Source organism: Aequorivita sp. CIP111184 (assembly GCF_900489465.1).
Classification (GTDB): Bacteria; Bacteroidota; Bacteroidia; order Flavobacteriales; family Flavobacteriaceae; genus Aequorivita.
Genome location: NZ_UEFQ01000013.1, coordinates 1 through 21,789 on the forward strand (window position 1 = coordinate 1; position 21,789 = coordinate 21,789).

21 protein-coding genes and 1 pseudogene are annotated in these 21,789 nt (G+C 35.8%); 8 read left to right on the forward strand and 14 right to left on the reverse strand.

Going from position 1 to position 21,789, the window contains the following annotated elements:
• Positions 1-183 (reverse strand): annotated as a pseudogene (locus tag AEQU1_RS00130) (IS1182 family transposase); the annotation flags it as partial.
• 199 nt (positions 184-382) lie between these two features.
• Between AEQU1_RS00130 and AEQU1_RS00135 the strand changes: the two are divergent.
• From AEQU1_RS00135 to AEQU1_RS00145, 3 genes are all read left to right on the forward strand, one after another.
• Positions 383-1,108 (forward strand): hypothetical protein, encoded by a 726-nt coding sequence (locus AEQU1_RS00135; protein WP_111877814.1) that lies wholly within the window; start codon positions 383-385, stop codon positions 1,106-1,108.
• A gap of 300 nt (positions 1,109-1,408) precedes the next feature.
• Positions 1,409-2,509 (forward strand): DUF4407 domain-containing protein, encoded by a 1,101-nt coding sequence (locus AEQU1_RS00140; protein WP_111877815.1) that lies wholly within the window; start codon positions 1,409-1,411, stop codon positions 2,507-2,509.
• A gap of 103 nt (positions 2,510-2,612) precedes the next feature.
• Positions 2,613-5,615 (forward strand): aminotransferase class III-fold pyridoxal phosphate-dependent enzyme, encoded by a 3,003-nt coding sequence (locus tag AEQU1_RS00145; RefSeq protein ID WP_111877817.1) that lies wholly within the window; start codon positions 2,613-2,615, stop codon positions 5,613-5,615.
• A 21-nt stretch (positions 5,616-5,636) separates the two neighbouring features.
• Here the strand turns inward: AEQU1_RS00145 and AEQU1_RS00150 are convergent, their stop codons facing one another.
• Positions 5,637-6,671, reverse strand: coding sequence for an AI-2E family transporter (locus AEQU1_RS00150; RefSeq protein WP_111877819.1), 1,035 nt, complete (start codon positions 6,669-6,671; stop codon positions 5,637-5,639).
• Between the two features lie 199 nt (positions 6,672-6,870).
• Here AEQU1_RS00150 and AEQU1_RS00155 point away from each other — a divergent pair, with 199 nt between their 5' ends.
• Entirely contained in the window at positions 6,871-7,299 is a 429-nt protein-coding gene (locus AEQU1_RS00155) for a DUF4440 domain-containing protein (protein WP_111877820.1), read from the forward strand.
• On the opposite strand, the gene AEQU1_RS00160 is transcribed toward AEQU1_RS00155, so the two are convergent.
• From AEQU1_RS00160 to hemW, 8 genes are all read right to left on the reverse strand, one after another.
• On the reverse strand, positions 7,296-8,291 hold the full coding sequence (locus AEQU1_RS00160) for a metal-dependent hydrolase (RefSeq protein WP_111877822.1): 996 nt from the start codon (positions 8,289-8,291) through the stop codon (positions 7,296-7,298). The genes AEQU1_RS00155 and AEQU1_RS00160 overlap by 4 nt on opposite strands.
• Before the next feature lie 109 nt (positions 8,292-8,400).
• Complete coding sequence (locus AEQU1_RS00165; RefSeq protein WP_111877824.1) at positions 8,401-9,225, reverse strand: hypothetical protein; 825 nt, start codon at positions 9,223-9,225, stop codon at positions 8,401-8,403.
• Between the two features lie 156 nt (positions 9,226-9,381).
• Complete coding sequence (locus AEQU1_RS00170; protein ID WP_111877825.1) at positions 9,382-11,154, reverse strand: MutS-related protein; 1,773 nt, start codon at positions 11,152-11,154, stop codon at positions 9,382-9,384.
• A gap of 14 nt (positions 11,155-11,168) precedes the next feature.
• Complete coding sequence (locus tag AEQU1_RS00175) at positions 11,169-11,528, reverse strand: MmcQ/YjbR family DNA-binding protein (RefSeq protein WP_111877827.1); 360 nt, start codon at positions 11,526-11,528, stop codon at positions 11,169-11,171.
• On the reverse strand, positions 11,525-12,133 hold the full coding sequence (locus AEQU1_RS00180; protein WP_111878998.1) for a DUF4230 domain-containing protein: 609 nt from the start codon (positions 12,131-12,133) through the stop codon (positions 11,525-11,527). The genes AEQU1_RS00175 and AEQU1_RS00180 overlap by 4 nt, the downstream gene beginning before the upstream one ends.
• Before the next feature lie 4 nt (positions 12,134-12,137).
• Positions 12,138-12,488 carry a DUF4260 domain-containing protein gene (locus tag AEQU1_RS00185; RefSeq protein WP_111877829.1) on the reverse strand — a complete coding sequence of 117 codons (351 nt, stop codon included), beginning with the start codon at positions 12,486-12,488 and terminating at the stop codon, positions 12,138-12,140.
• Between the two features lie 87 nt (positions 12,489-12,575).
• Positions 12,576-13,322 carry a cyclase family protein gene (locus AEQU1_RS00190; protein ID WP_111877830.1) on the reverse strand — a complete coding sequence of 249 codons (747 nt, stop codon included), beginning with the start codon at positions 13,320-13,322 and terminating at the stop codon, positions 12,576-12,578.
• Positions 13,322-14,491: a radical SAM family heme chaperone HemW gene (hemW, locus tag AEQU1_RS00195; protein WP_111877832.1), complete on the reverse strand. Its 1,170-nt coding sequence runs from the start codon at positions 14,489-14,491 to the stop codon at positions 13,322-13,324. Before hemW ends, AEQU1_RS00190 begins: the two co-directional genes overlap by 1 nt.
• Before the next feature lie 127 nt (positions 14,492-14,618).
• On the opposite strand from hemW, the gene AEQU1_RS00200 reads away from it, so the two are divergent.
• Positions 14,619-15,677, forward strand: a complete 1,059-nt coding sequence (locus tag AEQU1_RS00200) for a transporter substrate-binding domain-containing protein (protein ID WP_111877834.1) — start codon at positions 14,619-14,621, stop codon at positions 15,675-15,677.
• A gap of 3 nt (positions 15,678-15,680) precedes the next feature.
• On the opposite strand, the gene ruvC is transcribed toward AEQU1_RS00200, so the two are convergent.
• Positions 15,681-16,253: a crossover junction endodeoxyribonuclease RuvC gene (gene ruvC / locus AEQU1_RS00205; protein WP_258455055.1), complete on the reverse strand. Its 573-nt coding sequence runs from the start codon at positions 16,251-16,253 to the stop codon at positions 15,681-15,683.
• Between the two features lie 29 nt (positions 16,254-16,282).
• Between ruvC and AEQU1_RS00210 the strand changes: the two genes are divergently transcribed.
• From AEQU1_RS00210 to AEQU1_RS00220, 3 genes are read left to right on the forward strand one after another with little or no spacing between them, the layout of a single operon-like run.
• Complete coding sequence (locus tag AEQU1_RS00210; protein ID WP_111877835.1) at positions 16,283-17,239, forward strand: lysylphosphatidylglycerol synthase domain-containing protein; 957 nt, start codon at positions 16,283-16,285, stop codon at positions 17,237-17,239.
• A gap of 41 nt (positions 17,240-17,280) precedes the next feature.
• Complete coding sequence (locus tag AEQU1_RS00215) at positions 17,281-18,384, forward strand: glycosyltransferase (protein WP_181566675.1); 1,104 nt, start codon at positions 17,281-17,283, stop codon at positions 18,382-18,384.
• A gap of 48 nt (positions 18,385-18,432) precedes the next feature.
• Positions 18,433-19,317, forward strand: a complete 885-nt coding sequence (locus tag AEQU1_RS00220) for a hypothetical protein (protein ID WP_111877838.1) — start codon at positions 18,433-18,435, stop codon at positions 19,315-19,317.
• On the opposite strand, the gene AEQU1_RS00225 is transcribed toward AEQU1_RS00220, so the two are convergent.
• From AEQU1_RS00225 to AEQU1_RS00235, 3 genes are all read right to left on the reverse strand, one after another.
• Positions 19,318-19,797, reverse strand: coding sequence for a hypothetical protein (locus tag AEQU1_RS00225; RefSeq protein ID WP_111877840.1), 480 nt, complete (start codon positions 19,795-19,797; stop codon positions 19,318-19,320).
• A gap of 123 nt (positions 19,798-19,920) precedes the next feature.
• Positions 19,921-21,336 carry a M56 family metallopeptidase gene (locus AEQU1_RS00230; protein ID WP_111877842.1) on the reverse strand — a complete coding sequence of 472 codons (1,416 nt, stop codon included), beginning with the start codon at positions 21,334-21,336 and terminating at the stop codon, positions 19,921-19,923.
• Positions 21,336-21,701 (reverse strand): BlaI/MecI/CopY family transcriptional regulator, encoded by a 366-nt coding sequence (locus AEQU1_RS00235; protein ID WP_111877843.1) that lies wholly within the window; start codon positions 21,699-21,701, stop codon positions 21,336-21,338. Before AEQU1_RS00235 ends, AEQU1_RS00230 begins: the two co-directional genes overlap by 1 nt.
• Positions 21,702-21,789 lie beyond the last annotated feature (88 nt).

Genomic DNA, 21,789 nt, shown 5'->3' on the forward strand with positions numbered 1-21,789 from the left:
GAAAAATACCACGGGGTCGATACTCTTCTGGCCGCTGTCGCCATAAAAGTCCCTTGTAAGTGCATATAAGTACTCTAGGTCCAGAGCCGACCGGAGCCGACGGTAAAAATTGTCCTCTGGAACGCGCTCGCTCAAACGGAAATCGTTGAAGAGCTTTTCTTGGTAGATCTTTTTTCCTTGCATACCATGAAATTAAGGAAAATTGCTAACTTGTGCAACAGGCACAACGGCTATAGTTCATTGCGGCGGAATTTTCTGCCGAAAATTCTCGCCATTTTTGCTATCTTTCGGCTACAGCGGAAAACTCCTTCGGACATTTTCCGCAACAAACCATAGCCAAACCGTTAGCGTCCATTTTACGAAAATCCCAATAAAATTCACAATGACAAATTCATTTATAGCTTTTTTTGACATCCTCGGATTTAAAAATTTAGTAGAAAAAAATAGCCACGAGGACTTAAAAATAATTTACGAAGATATGATTTATCAAAGTCTTGAACTAGCCGAGAAATATTGGAATATGATTTATCCAAATATTACTCCTAATGAAGAAAAGAAAACATTGGATATCCAAACTTACGTCATTTCGGATAGTATTATTTTTATACAAAACTCTATTACCGAGAGAGGTTTATTGTATTTGATTTCCGTTTGCAAAGTTTTTCTAAGCGCAACAATGGGAGACGGAATTCCCTTGCGAGGAGCAATTTCTTTTGGACCAGTAACAATTGAAAATAAAAGAGGGACAACCGTATTTGGACTTGGCCTCACCAGAGCCTATGAACTAGAATCACAACAACAATGGTCGGGAGCAATAATAGATAAAGAATGTTTTGAAATTATTCCGCAAATCGAAAAACATTCTAAACTTATCGATAGATTATTACAAAATAAAATAAACCCATTAATCGTAAAATATATGGTTCCGTTAAAAACTGGCTTATCGGAACAATTTGCGTTTGATTGGACAGAATATGCATTTTTGAAAACCGAAAAAGATATTGAAAATGCATTTTCGGCTAATAAAAAAGAAACTACAGATCCAAGTATTAAAATTAAGATCATGAATACAAAGGAATTTTTTCTTAAAATGAAAAACAGCCGCTAACCCTAGCTAGCGCTAGCGTCACGATCGTGCCAACTCTAAACAAATAAAATGTTCACAACAACCCAAATAAAAGAAGGCCACAGCAAAGTATATTCAATTAACAGTAAACAATTATCAATTATCAATTATCAATTATCAAAATTAAAAGCTAAGAGCGAAAAGGAAATAGGGATTTCTGATTTGTTATTTACAAAATTGTTTACTGCTCATTGTTAATTGTTTATTGTAAAATTTTTCATTAACCATTATACATTAATCATTCAAACCAGCGTTATATAGATTCATCAATCTAAAATCACTATGCTACAACGCTTTTTTATCTTCTGCTCCGGCGCAGACACCGCCATCCTAGACGAATGTTCCCCCGGGGAACGCACAAAATACGCCGGCATTGGCGCTACCGTTTTCTTTACCGCCGTTATGGCAACCATTGCTGGGGCTTATGCACTTTACACTGTCTTTGACAATTATTACTCCGCCATTTTCTTTGGAACTATCTGGGGATTATTAATTTTCAATCTAGATCGGTTTATCGTTTCCACCATCAAAAAAAGAAACAATTTCTTTGATGAATTAATTCAAGCCTCCCCGCGAATCGCGTTGGCAATAATCATAGCCATAGTTATCTCAAAACCTTTGGAAATGAAAATTTTCGAAAAGGAAATCAACCAAGTGTTGCTTACCGAGAAAAACGAAATGACCCTCGCCAACAAAGATCAGTTGGCGCTACAATACACACCATCCGTTACAGCATTAGAAACTGAAATTGAGGGTTTAAAAAAAGAAGTAAACGATAAAGAAGCCGAAGTAAACGCCCTTTACGATACTTACATAACCGAAGCCGAAGGAACTGCCGGTACCCAAAAATTAGGCAAAGGCCCAGTCTATAAAGAAAAACGCGATAAACACGATGCAGAACTCGCCGCATTGGCAGAACTGAAAAAAACAAACGCAGAAAAAATCACTGCTGCCGAAGCACAAATAGCAACCCTCGCCACTGAATACAATACAAAAGTGGCAGACACCCAACCTGTAATTGACGGCTTTGATGGTTTGATGGCGCGCGTAAATGCTTTGAATAAACTGCCGTGGTTGCCGTCGCTATTTATCTTTTTATTGTTTTTGGCGATTGAAACCTCGCCCATACTTGCTAAACTTTTGTCTCCTAAAGGAGCATACGATTTAAAGTTGGAAGAACAGGAAAGCGCATTAAAATCTTGGGTAACCCAACAGAAAGCACAACGGGATGTACTTGTAACCACAGACCGCGACATAAACAACAGAGTATACGCAGACATAGCCGAAGAACAGGAACTCTACGACTACAAACGCAAAAGAGCCCGCGAATTGATGCAGATGCAGGCGGATGCGTTTTATAAAAAACAAAAAAGCGTTTTATAATTATTTTTTTTAGCCAAGTTTGAGGGACGAAATTTTAACGTGATGTTTAATTTCGTCCTTCTCTTTTTCTGTATTATTGTTAGTCAATTCTCTACTAAAAGTCATGACTAAAACCACCCGCGAAGAAGTTTCAAAAATTGCCTACGAGCATTACAACATTTCAGCTGAAGTATCAGGACTAGATGGCTATGTTGATGAAAACTATCTGCTGAATACAATTTCAGACAAAAAATTTCTACTTAAAATTTCTTCCGAAGAAAATCTGGAGCAATTGGATTTTCAGATTCAAATCTTGAAATATCTTTCAATAAAAAATCTTGCTATTTCGCTTTCCGAAGTTGTTCCAAATAAAGAAGGAAGTCTGCTGTCAAAACTTCCAAATAATAAAACCGCAAGAGTATTAAGTTGGCTTCCTGGCCGTCTTTGGGCAACTGTAAATCCAAAAACCGAAAGTCTCCGAAATAGTTTGGGTGAGGCCGCAGGAAGTTTGACAATAGCGCTACAAGATTTTGAACATCCTGAGGCACACAGAAACCTTGATTGGGATTTGGCTAATTCTGCTTGGACAAACGCGCATACAAATCGTTTTTCAGGGAAACAAAAAGAGATTGTACAATACTTTCAAAATGGTTTTGAGGAGATTCAAACAGCATATAAAAACCTTCCAAAAAGCATTGTTCACAATGATTTGAACGATTACAATATTTTGGTTTCCGAAGATTTAAGCAATCCAAGCGTAACAGGTTTAATTGATTTTGGCGACTCGGTTTTCACTCAAACCATCAATGATCTCGCTATTGTTCTGGCATACGCAATTATGGATCTGCCCGATCCACTTTCCGCCGCTTTGGAAGTTATAAATGGGTATAACAAACACTACAAGCTTTCAGAAAAGGAACTGGAATGTTTGTACACTTTAGTTGGAATACGGCTCGTTACAACCGTGACGAACGCTTCCCTTAAAAAAGAAGAGTTTCCGAATGATGATTATTATGTAATAAGTGAAAAACCTGCTTGGGATTTACTTGAAAAATGGTTTCAACTAAATGAAGATTTCGCCTACTATTCTTTTCGTAATGCCTGCGGATATTCCGCGCATCCATTGGAGGAAAAATTTAAAAACTGGGCTAAAAGCAATCAGGTTTCCTTAAAAACGATGTTTCCAACGCTTGCTTTTGAAAAAGTTGTAAATCTCGATATGAGTGTTGGCAGCACACTTCTTGGCAATCCTTCGGAATACAGTGATGCAGAGGTTTCAGAATTCAAGCTAAAGCAATTTCAAAAGCACCATCCCAAAACAATTTTGCTCAATGGATATTTGGAAACGCGTCCTTTTTACACCACCGAAGCTTTTAAAAGCGAAGGCAACAACGGTCCGCAATACCGCACCGTACATTTGGGAACAGATTTTTGGACACCCGCACAAACACCCGTCCACGCTCCTTTTGATGCAACCGTAAAAATAATACACCACAACAATTACGATAAGGATTATGGCCCGATGCTTATTTTGGAACACACTTTTGAAGGGGCAACCTTTTATTCGCTTTACGGACATTTAACGCTTACATCGCTTGATATTTTAAAAGTTGGACAGACTGTGAAACAAGGCGACCTCATCGCTTACATTGGAGCTCCAAACGAAAACGGAAGTTGGGCGCCGCATCTACATTTCCAACTTATTTTGGATCTTTTGGGGAATAGTGAAAATTTCAACGGCGTGGCTTTACCGTCAAAAGTTGACGTTTGGAAAAGCATCTGCCCCGATCCAAATTTTATTTTTAAAGAGGAATTAAATACTTCCAAAGAAAAGATTTCAGAAGAAAATTTAATCAATTTCAGAAAAGAACATTTAGGAAAAGGCTTGAGTCTTTCCTATGATAAACCGTTACACATTGTTCGCGGCGAAGGTGTTTATTTGATAGATATTGAAGGAAGAAAATATTTAGACACTGTAAACAACGTAAATCACGTAGGCCATCAGCACCCAAAAGTAGTTGCGGCCGGACAAAAACAAATGGCGGTTTTGACTACGAATACTCGCTATTTACACGAAGAAATTATTGCGTACGCTGAAGCTTTACTGAAGAAACTTCCACCGCATTTATCGGTAATCCATTTTGTGAATTCAGGCAGCGAAGCCAACGAGCTTGCATTGCGAATGGCAAAAACAGTTACTGGCAATAAAGATTTTTTAGCAATTGAAGTTGGCTATCACGGAAATACGAATGCTGCAATAGATGTAAGTTCCTATAAATTTGAAGGCGAAGGCGGTTTCCCAAAACCTGAAACAACGCATATTCTTCCACTTCCCGATTCTTATCGTGGAAAATATTCAGGAGAAAATTGTGGCATTGAGTACGCAAATCACGCCAAGGAAATCATTCAAAATTTAAAAGCCGAAGGAAAGGAAATCGCCGGTTTTATTGGCGAAACTATGATTAGCTGTGGCGGACAAATTGTTCCCCCAAAAAATTACTTCAAGGAAGTTTATAAACACGTTCACGAAGCTGGTGGAATTTGTATAGCCGATGAAGTACAAACTGGTTTCGGACGTATGGGTAAAACCTTTTGGGCGTTTGAGCTTTACGATGTTCAGCCAGATATTGTAACTATGGGCAAACCCGCTGGGAATGGCCATCCGCTTGCGGTGGTTGCGTGTACAAAAGAAGTTGCGGAAAAATTCAATACGGGAATGGAGTATTTCAACACCTTTGGCGGAAATCCCGTTTCCTGCGCTATTGGTCGGGCGGTTTTGGAAGTTGTTGAAGAAGAAAATCTGCAAGAGAATGCGCTAATTGTTGGAGGATTTTTAATTGCTGAATTGAAAAGCCTTCAAACGCAATTTTCTATAATTGGTGATGTGCGTGGCGAAGGATTATTTTTAGGTTTTGAATTGAATGATTCAAACAAGAATCCGTTGCCAGAACACGCTTCCTATTTAGCGAATAGAATGAAACAACTCGGCATTTTAATGAGTATTGATGGCCCAGACCACAACGTTTTAAAAATAAAACCGCCAATGGTTTTCAGTAAAGCGAATGCAGAAGAACTTATTTTGAGACTAGAAGCTGTTTTTGCGGAGGATTTTATGTTTCTAAGTTAGCGATCACTCTCAGATTAAAGTCTAAGAATCATTCTTTTTTATTAAATGTGCATAAGCTTCCATCCCTTTAGTATGCTCAAAGATTACATTAAGCACACCTATTATTGGCAAGGCAATAATGGCACCCACCATACCCCACAGCATTGAGAAAAGAATAATGCCGAACACCGTTATAAAGGGGTTCAAGTTTGTTTCATCACCAATAATCCACGGAGTAAGAATATAGTTTTCCACCAATTGCGCTGCTGAAATCACACCAATCACTATAAGCGCTGGAGTGGCGCCTGAATATAAATAAGACAATATTACTGCAATACCGCCACCTATAATATTACCAACATAAGGTATTATGGAAAAAAGCGCTGCAAACACCGCCAAAAAAAGTGCGTAAGGAACGGAACCTAACGTAAAACCAAGATAATATATCCCGAATAAAAATATCATAATCTTACCTTTCCCAAAAAGATAGCTACTAATTATTTTTGAAGACTCACTTAAAAGAGAGTTCATTGCAGCGGGATTGGAAGTAATTTTTTTAAAGAAATTAATAAACATTTTCTTCTGCATCAATAAAAGAACGATATACACAAAAATTATAAGCGATTGCGAGAGTAAGTTTATTAATGAAGATAAAAAGACACCCGCCACACTTTGCGCCTTTTCAATCAACCGTTTGTTATTTTCAATATAATCCTTATAGTCCCAATTTAAATTCTGATTAGCCCACTCAGACAAGCCGTTCAGTTTTTCTGCTGCTTTTTCTTTTATAGTAGGCCAATCGCCCGCCATTGTATTTATCTGTGAACCTATAAGCCACGTTAATAGCAAAAAAATTACAATCATTAAGATAATAGATAATGTAATTGCCAACCAGTTTGGTAATCCCCATTGCTTAAATTTTTTGGTAGGTTTATCTAAAAGAACAGCGATAATTGCTGCAACAAATAGGGGCATTAATAAGCTAGACCCAACGTATAGAATTGCCAAAATGCTTCCCATAATTAGAAAAGCTTTTATTAAATAACTGCCGGAAATATTTATTTTGGAATCGCTCAAAAGATGGTTTTTTGGTTAAAATTTTGACTTTTTGCCTCTGCTCTTTTTGTAAATTTAGTAGAAAATTTTCTATTCTCTAATCGGTGCTTTCATTTATGTAAATTGACTTTGCAATTTTTAAAACTATATTTACTTCTAATCTTTTAGCTTTTGCTCCTTTATTAGATCATTCACAAAGACAGATTCAAAATTGTAACTTATGAAAAAACTACTCATCCTTTTCTGTTTAATTGCAACTTTAAATAGTGTTGCACAAACTGAAGCTTCAGACAAAGAAGCAATTCTTTCTGTGCTCAAAATACAACAAGAAGCCTGGAATCAAGGTGATTTGGAAGGATTTATGGAAGGTTATTGGAAAAGTGATTCCTTAAAATTCTACGGTAGCAAAGGAGTTACAAATGGGTGGCAAAAAACGTTAGACAATTACAAAAAAGGATATCCTTCAAAAGAATACACAGGTAATCTTAATTTCACAATTGAAGCTGTTACCAAAATTGAAGACAATTCATATTATGTAATGGGCCAGTTCCATTTGGTTCGCGATGCAAAAAAGGCGAATGGAGTCTTCCTGATTATCTTTCGAAATATTGAAGGTGAGTGGAAGATTATTGCAGATTTAAGCTGCTAATTTCCTTTTATTCGTTCCCAAAGATCGGAGAGTAATTTTTTGGCATCGCGCGTATCTTTTGGCTCTTCGGTAACTTTTAATTCGTTTCCCTCTTTTTCTAGCCGAAAACTGAAAGCGTATTTCTCAGCACGTTGATCTACGCTCATCATCCCAAAACGAAGGTCGTTTAAATAGATGCCATCTTCTTTTATAGAAATGGTATACCACCCCTTTGTAATTTTTATAAGCCTTTGTACTTTGTCTTCTTCCCTAAAATCTCCAAGGGATTCGTGGTTTTTTGGATGTGAGGAAAACTGAATCGGTTTTGTGTCAAAAAAAGAGTAATCGCCTATCAAAAATGCATCCTTAGTTTCCACATTAGCCGTCCACAAAATTGTATTCAGTGGGCTGGGTTTGGTTTCCAAAGCAGCATAGGGAATGTTTTGCTGGTCTAATGCGGTTTCAAATTTATTATATGTTATTCCTTTCAGAATTATGGTGAGTGCCATATAAGCACTACTAACAATCAAACCTAGATTATTAAATCTTCGTCTTTTAATACTTCCCCTTTTTTGAAACATCGCCAAAATCAAAAACATTAAAAATGGCAGTGTATAAAGAGGATCGATTACGAAAATATTTTTATATGCCAGCCGGAGATCAAATGGCCAAAATAACTGAGTGCCCCAAGTGGTGTGTGCGTCCAGCAATGGATGTGTTACGAAACACAGAAACCAAAACCACGACCATTCCTTTAAACTCGCACGTTTGTCCCAAAGCGAAAGCAACCAACCAAACAGCAATCCAAAAACTACAGCAAAAACTATAGAATGTGTAAATCCCCGATGGATTTCTAAAGCGGAAACGGTATCGGTAAAATAGTTTGCAATTACATCTAAATCTGGGATAGTTCCGGCAATAGCGCCTAAAACCATTGCTTTATTACCGATCTTTTTTCCCAAAACTGCTTCGCCAACGGCGGCGCCCAAAACAATCTGAGTTACTGAATCCATTCGGAAATATTTTTTATTGCGAAGCCGTGAAAATACGCACTTCTTCAATATAAAAAAAGAATGCTATTTTAAAACATCCTTTTTAAAAATACTTACTTTTTTTTAAGTTTTATTTTGAAATTTCAGCCACTAAAGTATAGGCAGAATCACCGTGGACTCCAGTGAAATATTTGCTCCATTTTTTCCCTCTTCGTTCTCCCGAATCTCCTGGCCAAGCTTGACCAATCAATTCCCCATTTCTGTCAAACATTTTTTCCATATCGCACATTGAATCCACAAAAAAGGCTTCCACAAATTCTGTTTTGTCACTTCCCCAAGCGTGAACATTGGGATAATATCCTTTTATGTATTCGTTCTTAGAAACAACCTTTGCGAAATTTTCAGCGCGCATTTCGTCGAATTCTTTTTGTGTACCATCCTCAGGAAAAGTGAAATAAGTTTTTCTGATATAAAGAACCAAATCTTTAGTGTTATCCTGTGAAATTAATTTGGCGCCATCTATGGGAGCGTAAATTTCGTCAGAATGGTTTACCGAGAAATAATCATCGCGTTTTTTAAAAAAAGCTGTTCTTGCTTTTTCATCGGGCCACGCTTGTTTTGCAAGTTCTTCACTTCTTTCAGCTGCCTTATCCATAGCCTCCCAAGATGGATAGGTCTGTACATATAGCACTTCAGAATTGTCCGGAGTAAAAAGATGTGTGTAATAGGATGCCGAAGTAATGTACTGATTTTTGCTCAATATTTTTTGCAAATACTCCTTTTCCAAAGCTTTCCAGGCATCCATGCTGAAATCTTCTTTTTCCATATTCCAATGCATCGTTGTAGCTGAGAGATACTTTGGGCGATTATTTTCATTTTGTGCGAACACACTAAAATTCAACAGTAACATAATTGATACTGTTGCAATAAACTTAAGGTTGGTGGTTGTTTTCATAATCCCATATAATTAAATTAGTATAAATATTAAAATTGATTACTATTTAATGTTTGGGGCAAACAAAAGAAACGAATAAGTGAGGAGAGGAGTGAGGAATTATAAATATAGTTAAAAAAACTATAATTATCACAAAAACAGATAATTATAGTTTTTTTAATCTACGATCTGCATTTTTTTTAGCAGAAAAGAAGCATTCATATTTTGGCAAATACCGGGCTTGAAGGTATAGTCGAAAAAGAGTTCGTCGTTTTCAATTCGCGCATCAAAGAAATAGTTTTTTACTTCTGTTAATTCTTCTGCTGCCACGCAAAGGCTTAAATCGTGCGTAGCAATGATTCCAGTGGAATTGCTGGCTACCAGTTTTTCAACAAATTTGCGGGAGCCAATGGCTTTGTCTGTGCTGTTTGTCCCTTTTAATATTTCATCGAGAATGATAAAATAACGGTCCGTTTTTATCTCATCAACAATAAATTTTAAACGTTTCAATTCACTGAAAAAGTACGATTCATCATCTGTTAAACTATCGGTGGTCCTCATACTTGTAATAAGTTTTATTGGGTTGTACTCTGCTTTTTCAGCACAAACTGGTAAACCAATATTGCCCATAACAATTTGCAGTGAGACGGTTCTCAGAAATGTACTTTTTCCCGCCATATTTGCTCCTGTAACAATAAAAAATTCTTCTGAATTTATTTGAAAATCGTTACGCACCATTGTTGCCTCTTTTAAGAGCGGATGTCCAGCCCCCTTCACTTTTAGCACGGGAACATCATCATTTATTTTAGGAAAAACGTAGTTGGAATGATTAAAGCCGAAATTTCCCAAACTGTTATAAGCATCAAAAAACGTAATAGCATTAAACCAAACGGGAACGTTTTCTTTATACGTTTCAATCCATTTTTCAATATTATAGCTTTGACGAAGGTCGCGGAGCATAAAACCATTTGCGATAACACCAATAAGCATATTGCTTCGTTGGTCCAAAGCGTCCAAATGTTTGGCGAATTTCTTTAAAACAGATGAAGCTTTTATATCAGAATTTACCACCAAATTTCTTTTTTCAACAAGGAGATCCGAAGAAAAATTCTGGGTTTCAATTTCCAAAATAAGTTTGTGAAACTGTTCAAAAGTGCTTTGAATTTTTGAAGTGTTTGAAGAAAGATCATTCACTTTTTTCAAATAACGTCCCGAAATGGCCAATCCTAAAAAGAACCATCCCCCGATTGCATAACCCGATATTAAATCAAGGTAATTTAACACTATCAAACCAAAGGAAATGGTTGAAAACACTAATGAAACCGGCTTAATCCATTGTGGAACAAAGGTTTTATAATTTTTAAGCCAATGGGTAACTTCTGCTGAGGAAGCTTCAGTTTTTACCAAAGAAGCTATAGCAGAAAATTGCTGCCGCCACTTCGGCATTTCAGAAAGTTCGATTACTGCTTGCTGCTTTTTGGGGATGAAATCAATTTCATTTTCAGTAAAGAGTTTTGCCAAAAAATCGGAACCACTTTCCAATGCCGTTCTATTCAAATATTGAAAAAAAGAACCACGACCAAAAAGATCAATATCCTGGCTATAAAAATGGAGTGGATCTGTATATTTTTCGCCAGAAGGCAAATGATGAAAGACTCGATCCAACACTTCAAGTTCGGTTTCGTTTTGGGCAATCAACGCTTTTTTTAAATCGCGTTTGTATTGCAAGCCACTATGTTTTGAAACCAAATAAATGAAAGCTATAATTGTGAGTACAATTACAGCGATTACAACTTTCGTATTATCGAAGAAAAAATATACTGCAAAACAAGCCGCCATAAACAGAATAAGTCTAATTGTGCTGGAAATGGCGAGTTTCCGTTTTATCTTTTGTAGTTTTTCAGAATTGATTTCAATCTGTAATTTGTAAAAATCGGAAGTATGGTTCATTTATTTTTTTACGATTAAAGCGAAGCGAGTTCCGCTTGTAGTTTTTTTGTGAGACTTTGTACAACTAACGCATAGGAATGGTTAATTAATTCTAAAACAAGTTGCTGTGGAATATTTCTTTCCAGTTCCACGGTATTCCAATGTACTTTGCTCATATGATAGCCCGGTCTGATTAAACCGTCGTATTCTTCACGAAGTTCAATTGCACGCTCAGGATCGCACTTTAGGTTTGCTGCTGCAGGATGAGTTTCTAAACCAGTGAGCGCAAACATTTTGCCCATAACCTTAAAAACCAGTGTATCTTCACCAAACGGAAAGGTTTCTTCAACACCTTTTTTTGAAATACAGTAATCTCTAAATTGCTCTATGTTCATTGTTTCAACTTTGGTTTTTCTTCTGAGGCGTAAAGTGCAGAATAGTCCAATTTCCAGTTTATTGTTTCTACCAGTTTTTCCATTAGTTGAATGGTTTCCAAAGCCTGTTTTGAGGCTTCGTTAAACAAACCTGTTTCTGGAATTTTATCTACTATATGCTTTTTGGCTTCTTGGTTTATATCGGTTAAATCGCTTGCCGTAAAAGGGTTTGCCCAACCTTCTGTTTTATCATAATATTTAAAATCAGTTTCAATGGTGAGCAGTTCGGGCTGAGGAAAATTGGTTAAAATTATTGTTCGGTTTTTGGTATCGGCATTCATTTTTACTTTTGTGAGGTCAAAGCCTATGTGTGCTTTTGCCTCAATTAAAACCAAAGCTTTCTTTTTACCCAATAGTAAATTTATCCACTTATCCTTCACATTTTCATAATAGAAGATTTCAGAAAAATCACCTTCCACAGTAATGAATTTACAGACACTGCGAATTTTTTCCATCAAAATCACGGACTGGGTGTTTACCTTTTCCTTTTTTCCACCGCCAAAACGTGCAAAAATGAAATAAGCCAAAATAGCGCCTACAGCTAAACCAATAAATAGATATTCCATAATATTATTTTCCAATGCTTCCCAAATGCGTGTTTTTAAAACTGTCTGGATATTTCAATCCATAGCCAAAAATTCTATCAAACGCCGCGTGGGAAAACAAAATTACACCTATTAAAGTTAACAAAGAATGGTCTGTATAAAACCCTGCCAAACCAATAGCAATCGCAATGGCTTTATGGTGAAAAAGGTTATAGGTGAAAGCTCCTAATTTTGGATTTATCAAATATCCAAACATTCCAATGTCTGGTAGGAGCAGCAACGCAGGAAACCACCACCAAGCATAATCAAGTTGCGAAAAGAGGAAAATTCCCAAAATGAATTGGGCCAATTCCTCAATTTTTAAAGTTGTTTTCATCCGTATAAAATAGTTGATAAATAGGAAGATGGAAAGCCTTCAAATACATCTTCTGTTGGATTATAATTTATTGATAGGCATTTCATTTCATAAAATTTTATACAAAACAGGTTTACTCGGTGATGCGTCGTTGTGGAATGATGCGATCTGCAAATTCAATAAATAACTTCCATCCTCAATTGAATTTTTCACGTAGATCAATTCAGTAATTGTGCAATCTTCTCGAGGGCTTTCAGGATAATTCCAAAATGCTTTGTGAGCTAAAAGCTTCCCTTCATCTTTTTCTTTGTCCACTGATGGAAGATCTATCAACACATGTTTCACCCCAATTTCTCTTAAAAAAAACGCTGCTTTTTCGTGAAGAAACGGCCAATTAGTATCTGACCAATGTTTTGATTTTTTATCTGAATTGTTCGGAAGCGTTCTAATGATAATTGCTTCAGGAGTTTTTCCGTTTAAAGTTTTTTGGATTCTTTTTTCAGAAATGATTTCGTCTTCCCCTATATTTCCCGGTGTCACGGAAATTACTTCAGCTAAAAAGAAAAATGTTTTAAGTGCATCATTTACAGAATGAAATTCCTTCGAAATATGGCCGAAACATTCCGTATGTGTACCGTGCGCGTGCGGATTAAAAAACACATTATTAAAATTTACTGAACCGCCTTCCGAAACTTTACCTGTCCACTCCCCCATTTTTACAGGTTCTATTGAAGGTTCTTTTTGATACCACGCCAACGGATTTTTCATTGAAGCCCGCAAAGGGATTGAAATATCTAGCGGTTTAGAAAAATCAACTTCAATAGTTTTGTTATGAATTTCAATGGTAGTTTTCATCAATCTAAATTTACTAAGAATAAATCTGCCGCAATACCATCACTCAAAAACTTTCCTTTTTTCGAAATTTTTAAGGTTTGATTTTCGAGAATTAATAATCCGTTTTGCAAAGCACTTGCAGCTTGTTTTAAAAGGTATTCAGAAAAGTTTTTTCCGAATTCACTTTCAATTTTTTCTAACGAAATACCTTTTTTGGTTCGCAATCCCGTCATTATATATTCATTGTATCTATCTTCTGTTGAAAGAATTTCCATTTCTGAAGGACGTATTCCTACTTCAATACTTTTAATATATTTTGTATTGTTTGAAACATTCCAACTTCGTGATTTTCCGTCATAACTGTGTGCGGACGGCCCGATGCCCAAGTACGTCTTGCCTTCCCAATAAGCAGTGTTATTTTTAGAATGAAATCCTAGTTTTCCAAAATTTGAAAATTCGTAGTTTTCCAATCCTGCTTTTTCAGTTTCGCGAAGCAAAATTTCATAATGTTGCTTTGCAACTTCTTCGTCTACGGGCGGCACAATTCCTTTTTCAATGAATTTTTTTAAAGCGGTTTTCGGCTCCACAGTTAAAGCATAACACGAAAGATGTGGGACATTAAGCTTTAAAGCAATTTTAAGATTCTCTTTCCAGCGTTCATTGCTCATTCCGGGAATTCCATAAATCAAATCGATACTGATATTTTCGAATTGTTTCTTCGCCTCTTTAATAGATTCCAACGCTTCAAAAGCGTTGTGGGCACGATTCATGAGTTTTAAATCTTCTTCAAAAAAGGATTGGATGCCTATACTCAAGCGGTTAATTTGTGAATCTGCGAATTTGTGAATTTGTGAATTTGAAAGATCATCAGGATTGGCCTCGAGTGTGATTTCAGGGTTTTCTGAAACTTTATAGTTTTTATAAATCGCTTTGAAAATCTGCTGCAATTCTTCGGAGGAAAGCAGACTGGGTGTTCCGCCGCCAAAATAGATAGTTTCTACTTCACCTATTAATTCGTTTTTTCTCAAGACTAATTCTTTGCAAAGCGCATCGATCAATTCGCCTTTTTTTTTCATAGAAGTTGAAAAGTGGAAATCGCAGTAATGGCAAGCCTGTTTGCAAAAGGGAATGTGGATATATATTCCAAAGCCTCCATTTTCATTTCCAAAATTTTTTGAATTCTTCTCCATAACTTAGGGAATGTCCACTTTAAAAGTCCAAAACTTCATGACTCCTCAAAATTAGTTATTATTTTTACCAGAATTGGAGTTCTTCCCTTAAAAAGCCGAACCGCAAATCATTCAAAAACAAAAAATCATGCTTCGTTATCTATCCTTAATTTTTCTTTTGTGCTCCGCTCTTTCATTTGGACAGACCGATACCCAAAAAATACGGGTAGGCTATGCGGGCTCGGCACCGTTTGTACTCCACAACGAAAAGGAAGAAGGAATTGTTTTTGACATTTGGGAGGAAGTTGCTTTTGACCTTGGCATGAAATATACATTGCAAGAATTTTCTTCAGTGGAAGATGGTATTGCTGCGGCTAAAAATCATACAATTGATATTCTAATTGGTCCAACGACCATAAACGCAGAACGTGCTGCAGAAATATCATTTTCACAGCCTTACTATGACACTGAAATGGCCATCTTAGCACCCATACAGGAACTTACATTTTGGGATAAAATTAGTCCTATTTTTTCAACAACTTTTCTTTATGCAGTTGTGGGACTACTTTTAATACTCACCATAGTTGGTCTACTATTTTGGCTGGTTGAAGGACGAAAATTTAAGGATGAATATGGCAAACATATGCACCAAGGCATCGGGTCTGGTATTTGGCTTGCCATTGTAACTATGACAACTGTAGGTTATGGAGATTATGCTCCACGAACCACTGCCGGAAGATTTGTGATGGGCTCGTGGATGATAATCTCACTGATCCTTGCAACTTCTTTTGTAGCTGGAATTGCCACGACTTTTGCCAAAACCACTCGTGAAGATAAAACCATAACCAGCATGCAGCAATTGGAAGGCAAAAAAGTGGCCGTGCCAGATTATAGAAAAATTATGGATCGAGTTCGCAATGTGGATGGCATACCTATAGCGGTAAAAACCGTTTCGGAAGGATATAAAATGCTTTTGGATAAAAAAGTGGATGCATTGATCTATGATGAAATACCTCTAGAATATATCTTTGGAACAAAAGAAAAGGAGGATTTTGTATTAAGCAAGAAAAAAATTGAACCGCAATATTACGGTTTTGTCTTCCCTATCGGGAGTGATCTAAAACGTAAAGTGGATGTAGAAATAATCCATTTGCAGGACAACAAAGAAATCTCACATATTGTAGATGATTGGGTAAATAGAAACTAATTTTTACTTAACCCTACCTTCATTCTGTTTTACAAAAGCTGCCCAACCCGTGTAGCTTTTTCCAGTTTCAATCTTTCCTGAGTTGTAAAAATGACAAACAGCAGCTGCCAATCCATCGGTACTGTCAAGATTTTTAGGAAGTTCCTTTAAGTTCAAAAGACTTTGAAGCATTTTAGCAACCTGTTCCTTGCTCGCATTACCATTGCCAGTGATAGCCATTTTTATTTTTTTAGGAGAATATTCTGTGATAGGAATTTCTCGCGAAAGGCCCGCCGCCATTGCCACACCCTGCGCCCTGCCAAGTTTTAGCATTGACTGCACATTTTTTCCGAAGAAAGGAGCTTCAATAGCAATTTCGTCTGGACTATGAGTATCTATAAGTTCTATGGTACGTTCAAAAATGAGCTTTAATTTAAGGTAATGATCGTCATATTTTTTTAGCTGTAGTTCGTTCAGTTGCACAAATTGCATCTGTTTACCCACAACCTTTATTAGGCCGAAACCCATAATAGTAGTTCCAGGGTCGATTCCTAAAATAATTTTTTCAGATTTGGTTTCCATAAGAATGAGATTCATGCTTTCGCAGGAATTAGTATTTTAGCACGATGATTGCCGTATCCCACAAAGCTAAACAATATCTGCTTGCCACTGCGAAAGTTTTGGTGCTGGCTGTAACTTTTGGATATATATTTTATAAACTAAAAGATAATCCTTCCTTAGACTTTGGAGAGTTTACCGCTATTATTTTTTCCAAAGGAAATGTTTCGGGATACTTGATTTTGCTATTTTTAATTTTAGCCACGGCAAACTGGTTTTTTGAAATTTTGAAATGGAAAATACTAGTTTCTTCTTTTGAAAAAATAAATTTTAAAACCGCGCTAAAACAATGTTTGGCATCGCTCACAGTTTCTTTGGCAACACCAAGCCGAATTGGAGAATACGGTGCAAAGGCACTTTTTTTTGAAAGCAAAAAGCGGAAAAAGATATTGCTTCTCAACTTCTTTTCAAGCGGAGCACAAATGCTCGTAACCAGCTTTTTTGGCATTTTCGGATTGCTTTATTTATTTCAGAATTTTAATATTTCATATTCTGTTACAACGCTCTGTTACTTCGGGATTGGAGTTATTTTGCTTTTAGGTATTGCATATTATTTTAAGGAAAAAGAACTTTTAGTGAAAGGTTTTTCAATGGCGAAAACAATAGGATTTTTTCGCAGTATTCCATTTCAGATAAAGTTTAAAACGATACTATATTCAACATTTCGTTATGTAATTTTCAGTGGCATGTTTTATGGAATGTTGCTTTATTTTGGAGCAAAAATTTCATTTACTGAAGCTATCCCTTTGATTTTTGCAATGTATCTGTTGGTTTCATTACTGCCCACACTTTTTATTTTTGATGTGGTAATTCGCGGTGGTGTGGCGGTATGGCTATTTTCCCTTGTTGGAATTCCGGAGTTAAGTGTTTTATCAACTGTGTTGGCCATGTGGTTTTTAAATTTTGTTCTGCCCTCCCTTTTGGGAAGTTTTTTTGTGCTCACTTACCAACCCATTGCCAAATGATTTTAGGCTTTTTTATTCTTTTTGGCGCGTACTTTTATTGCATGCTTTTACTTGTAATGGGTTTCAAAAGTGTTCGCTTTTTTTCTTCCCCCGACATGACGGGCACTTCGAAAGAGATAAAACCAGTAACACGATTTAGCATTGTAATTCCTTTTAGAAATGAAGCGGAAAACCTTTCGAGTCTTTTGAAAACAATTGAAGCGTTGAATTATCCTTCAGAACTGTGGGAAGTCATTTTCGTGAATGACGTCTCGGAAGATATTTCCGAAGAAATGATTTTAAATGCAATTGAGAAAAGTAGGTTTTCTATAAAACTTCTTCAAAACAAACGCATTTCCAATTCGCCAAAAAAAGATGCTATTTCCGAAGCGATTAAAAATTCAAATTTTGAATGGATCGTAACCACAGATGCAGATTGTGAGCTTCCAAAATATTGGTTGAAAACGTTGGATGCTTTTATTCAAAAAAAGAATCCTGTAATGATTTGCGGTCCCGTATTTTATAAATCTAATAGCAGTTTTCTTGAGAATTTCCAACAATTGGACGGGTTTAGTTTGCAAACTGTAACTATCGGGAGTTTCGGACTTAGAAATCCATTACTCAGTAATGGCGCAAATTTAGCTTATAGCAAAGTGGCGTTTTTAAAAGTTAACGGATTTTTGGGCAACGACCATATTGCCAGTGGAGATGATATCTTTCTGTTGGAAAAAATGAAAAAAGCATTTCCGAAACAAGTTAAATTTTTAAAATCGAAGGAAGCAATTGTTTCCACAAAACCACAACAAAACTGGAAAAACGTTATAAACCAGCGAATACGTTGGGCTTCAAAAACTTCAAAACAAAAAAATATAACTTCTTTGTCTCTGGGAATCCTTGTTCTTTTAGTGAATATTTCAATTTTAGCACTTCCTTTTTTTATGATTTTCAATTATAAAAATATTGGCTTTTATATTTTTCTAATAAGTTTTAAAATCGGTGTAGATTATATTTTCGTACATCAAACTGCTTTCTTATTTGATAAAAAAAACTCTTTTTGGAAATTTCTATTGCAGCCTTTTGCATATGCTGTAATTATTTTGGCTGTAACCTTGGGAAGCTTGCGCGGAAACTATACGTGGAAAGGCCGAACCTTCCAAAAACAGTGATACATTGATTTAATTTTTTAACTTAGCCATACTTTAAAATATGCCCTTATGAAATCGCTCCTTTCAATTTTTATTTTGTTTTTGCTACTTTCCGCTGAAACTTTACAAGCCCAGCAACAATATACCGTTGATGGCCAAACCTACACATTGAATACAGAAATAGAAGGGCCTTTGACACTACTTTGGAATACGCTTAATGGTGAATACCGTTATTTTTCAAAGAAAGACAATGACATTGTTGAACTTAAGAACACAAAACAAGGCGGTGATTATAAGGAAGAATACAAAGAAACGCTAAAGCAGCAAACCAGCGATGTAGTCATTTCAACTGAAAATGTAAAATTGATATTACCTAGCCTTCACGATTTTTTTGTGCAATACAATAAAAAGAAAGACCCAAATTTTAACGAAGAAAAAAAATCCATCGATTTACAATTTCGCCTCGGAGCCTTTGCGGGTATAAGCAATAGTATTTACTCTGAAAACCCAACAAATGCACTTCAACCAGTTGCAGGAATAGATTTTGAAATAATGGATGCTATAAAATTGAAAAGACATTCTGTTGTGCTTCGGTTTAAACAAACTTTTGAGAGTAGCGATTACAAATATACCGCATCACAACTTTCGTTGAATTATCGTTTTAAATTTATAAAAACGCCCAAGTTTGATGCCTTTGTGAATTGCAAATTTGCTGCCCTTACATTTTCTAAAAGAGAAATTACTTATGTACTAGAAAGTAATCCCCCCACAGTGATTACAGAAAATAGCTCGGGTAGTGATTTTAGCGCCCCCGTTACCTTTGGAATAGGTGCAGACTATAAAGTTGGCAACGGTTATATAACCTTTAACTATAATGATATTGTAGGTTTGAGTGTTGAAAGCAATGATGAATTTCCAGTAGATTTTACACTAGGTTATAAATTCAATCTGTAATCAATTTGTTTGAATAATTACAGGCAAGGTAAATTGCGTTTTAACGGGAATACCTCGTTTATATGCTGGAGCTATAGGTTGTAAAGAATCGATACTTTGCAGAATCCATTTTTCTAAATTTGGATATTCTTTTTGCAGTACTGTGTCCATTTTTATTTCTAGAATCGTGAGTTTACCACTGCTACCCACTTCAAAATCCACTTTTATCGTGTCATAAACATCGTGAACGGCAATCATTTCTTCGTGGCTGATGGATTGGTACAAATGTGAACTTATAGTATTAATGAAGCATTCTTTCTGCTCAGGTTTTTCTAAAGTATTTTTGCAGTTTAAAAAGGATGGATAACGGTCCACGTCTTTCCAGTCTATGGTTTGCATTTCTTCTTTAAAAATTTTTTCAGAGGAAACTTTTTCGGTCTCAAAAAACTGGCAAGAAGTTGCCAGTAACAAAAGAAAAACTAAATGAAAACGCTTTATCATTTCAGAATATATTCTACTTTGAAAAGTACAAATTTACTGAAAGTTAATGTCTTGAAAATATAAGTTATTATTCAATAAAAAAACCGAAAAAATTTTCGGTTTTCTTATTGAAGGAGGGGAGTGTTATTTCAATTCAAAAATGATAGGCAAAGAATATAGCACACCTACTTTCTTGCCTTTTTGTTCGCCTGGCTGCATTTGTGGGAGTTTTTGAACAACACGTATTGCTTCGGCTTCGAGTTCTGGTTTGGGAGCGCGAGCCCGAACATCCACAATATTTCCATCCTTGTCAATTTTAAACTTTACAGCAATTCTTTGAATACCCGAAAGATTCAACTCATCACCAAGTTTAATATTGAAATTAGCATTCACAAAATTGGCTATTTTCTGAGACATACAAAGCTTCATAGCTTCGTTATCACCTGAGCAGCCTGGATATGCTGGGACCTTTTCTATAACTGCAAAAGGAATGTCCGCTTCATCATCTGCTTTATTTTCATCCAAATATTCCTGAACTGAAGTATAAACTTTATCGCCCGGCTGTGCTTCGGTGGTTAGTAATTTTAAGGCTTTTTCCTCCTCGGGTGTCATTGTGCCTTTTTTCATAATAGCCTCTGCTAATTCGTTTATTTTGGTCATAACTTCGGAATCTGACTGCAACTCAGTTTGTGTTTCCTCAGGTTTTGGGTCGTTACTGCAAGAGGTGTAAATTAACATCCCACAGATTGTAGGCACTAATAGTAAATACTTTAGTTGTGCGGTTTTTCTAGATTTTGATTTTTGTAACATACTGATTCGTTTTTTGATTAATGATTGATTGAAAAATGTATTGATGAATGAGATTTTTTGTGTTTGGAATACTTCTGAAAGCAAATTTTGATAGTATTGTTTTTTATCTTTTTCTGCAGCAATCTTAGCATCTGCAATGTACTCATGAAGAGTGGCCATACGATATTGAAATAAATAAACCATGGGGTTGAACCAAAAGAAAATGCGGAGTATTTCAAAAAATAACAGATCTATTGAATGGCTTTGCTGAATGTGTATTTTTTCGTGCGCAATAATGCTGGCTTTATTTTCTTCGGAAATACGTTCTCCCAAAAAAATAGTGTTGAAAAATGAAAATGCAGTATCTGTTTTAGGAAGTATTACTAATTTAAAATCTTGAAAATTTTGTTTTATCCCAGTGAATCTAAGTTTTACGATTTTATATAATTTCCAAAAGAAAAATAATGCGCTGACAGAGATTCCCATCAACCAAAAATTAAAAAAGCTAGGAAGCCACAGCGATGTGCCACTTGTAATTGTGTCTGAAGTGTTGCCGCCAATTATTACCGCTGGCAATTCTACTATATATTCCTGGGGAATGTTCTGTTGAATAAAGCCAATACTAACAAAAGGCAATACGCAGCCCAAAATTGGGGTTAGCAGCAAAAAGATTCTGTTTAATCCGAAAAATGTTTCCTTTTTCAGAAAGAGGTCATATACTGCCAAAAACAGTATCTGAAAAATGAGTATTTGTATGATGGAATGTATCATTATTCAGGTTTTTCAGAATTAATCTCATTCATAATACTTTCCATTTCTTGGATACTGATATCATTTTTCTTCATAAAAAAGGACACCATACTTTTAAAAGAACCCTGAAAATAGCCATCCATCAATTTATTCAAGGATTGATTGCTGTATTCAGTCTTCTTCACTTTTGGGAAATAGACGTGGCCCCTACCTTCTTTTCTATAATCAACAAAATCTTTACTTTCCAGAATCCTCACAATCGTTGAAACTGTGTTATACGCAGGTTTTGGTTCTGGCAATTTCTCTATTATTGAAGCAACATTAGCCTCCTCCAAATTCCAAAGAATTTGCATAATATCTTCTTCTGCTTTTGTTAGTTGTTTCATCTTTATTGTATTATATATTCAAATATAACTATAAAATTAGTTTAAACTAATTTTATAGTTATAAATTTTAAAAAAAACCTTATAGTTT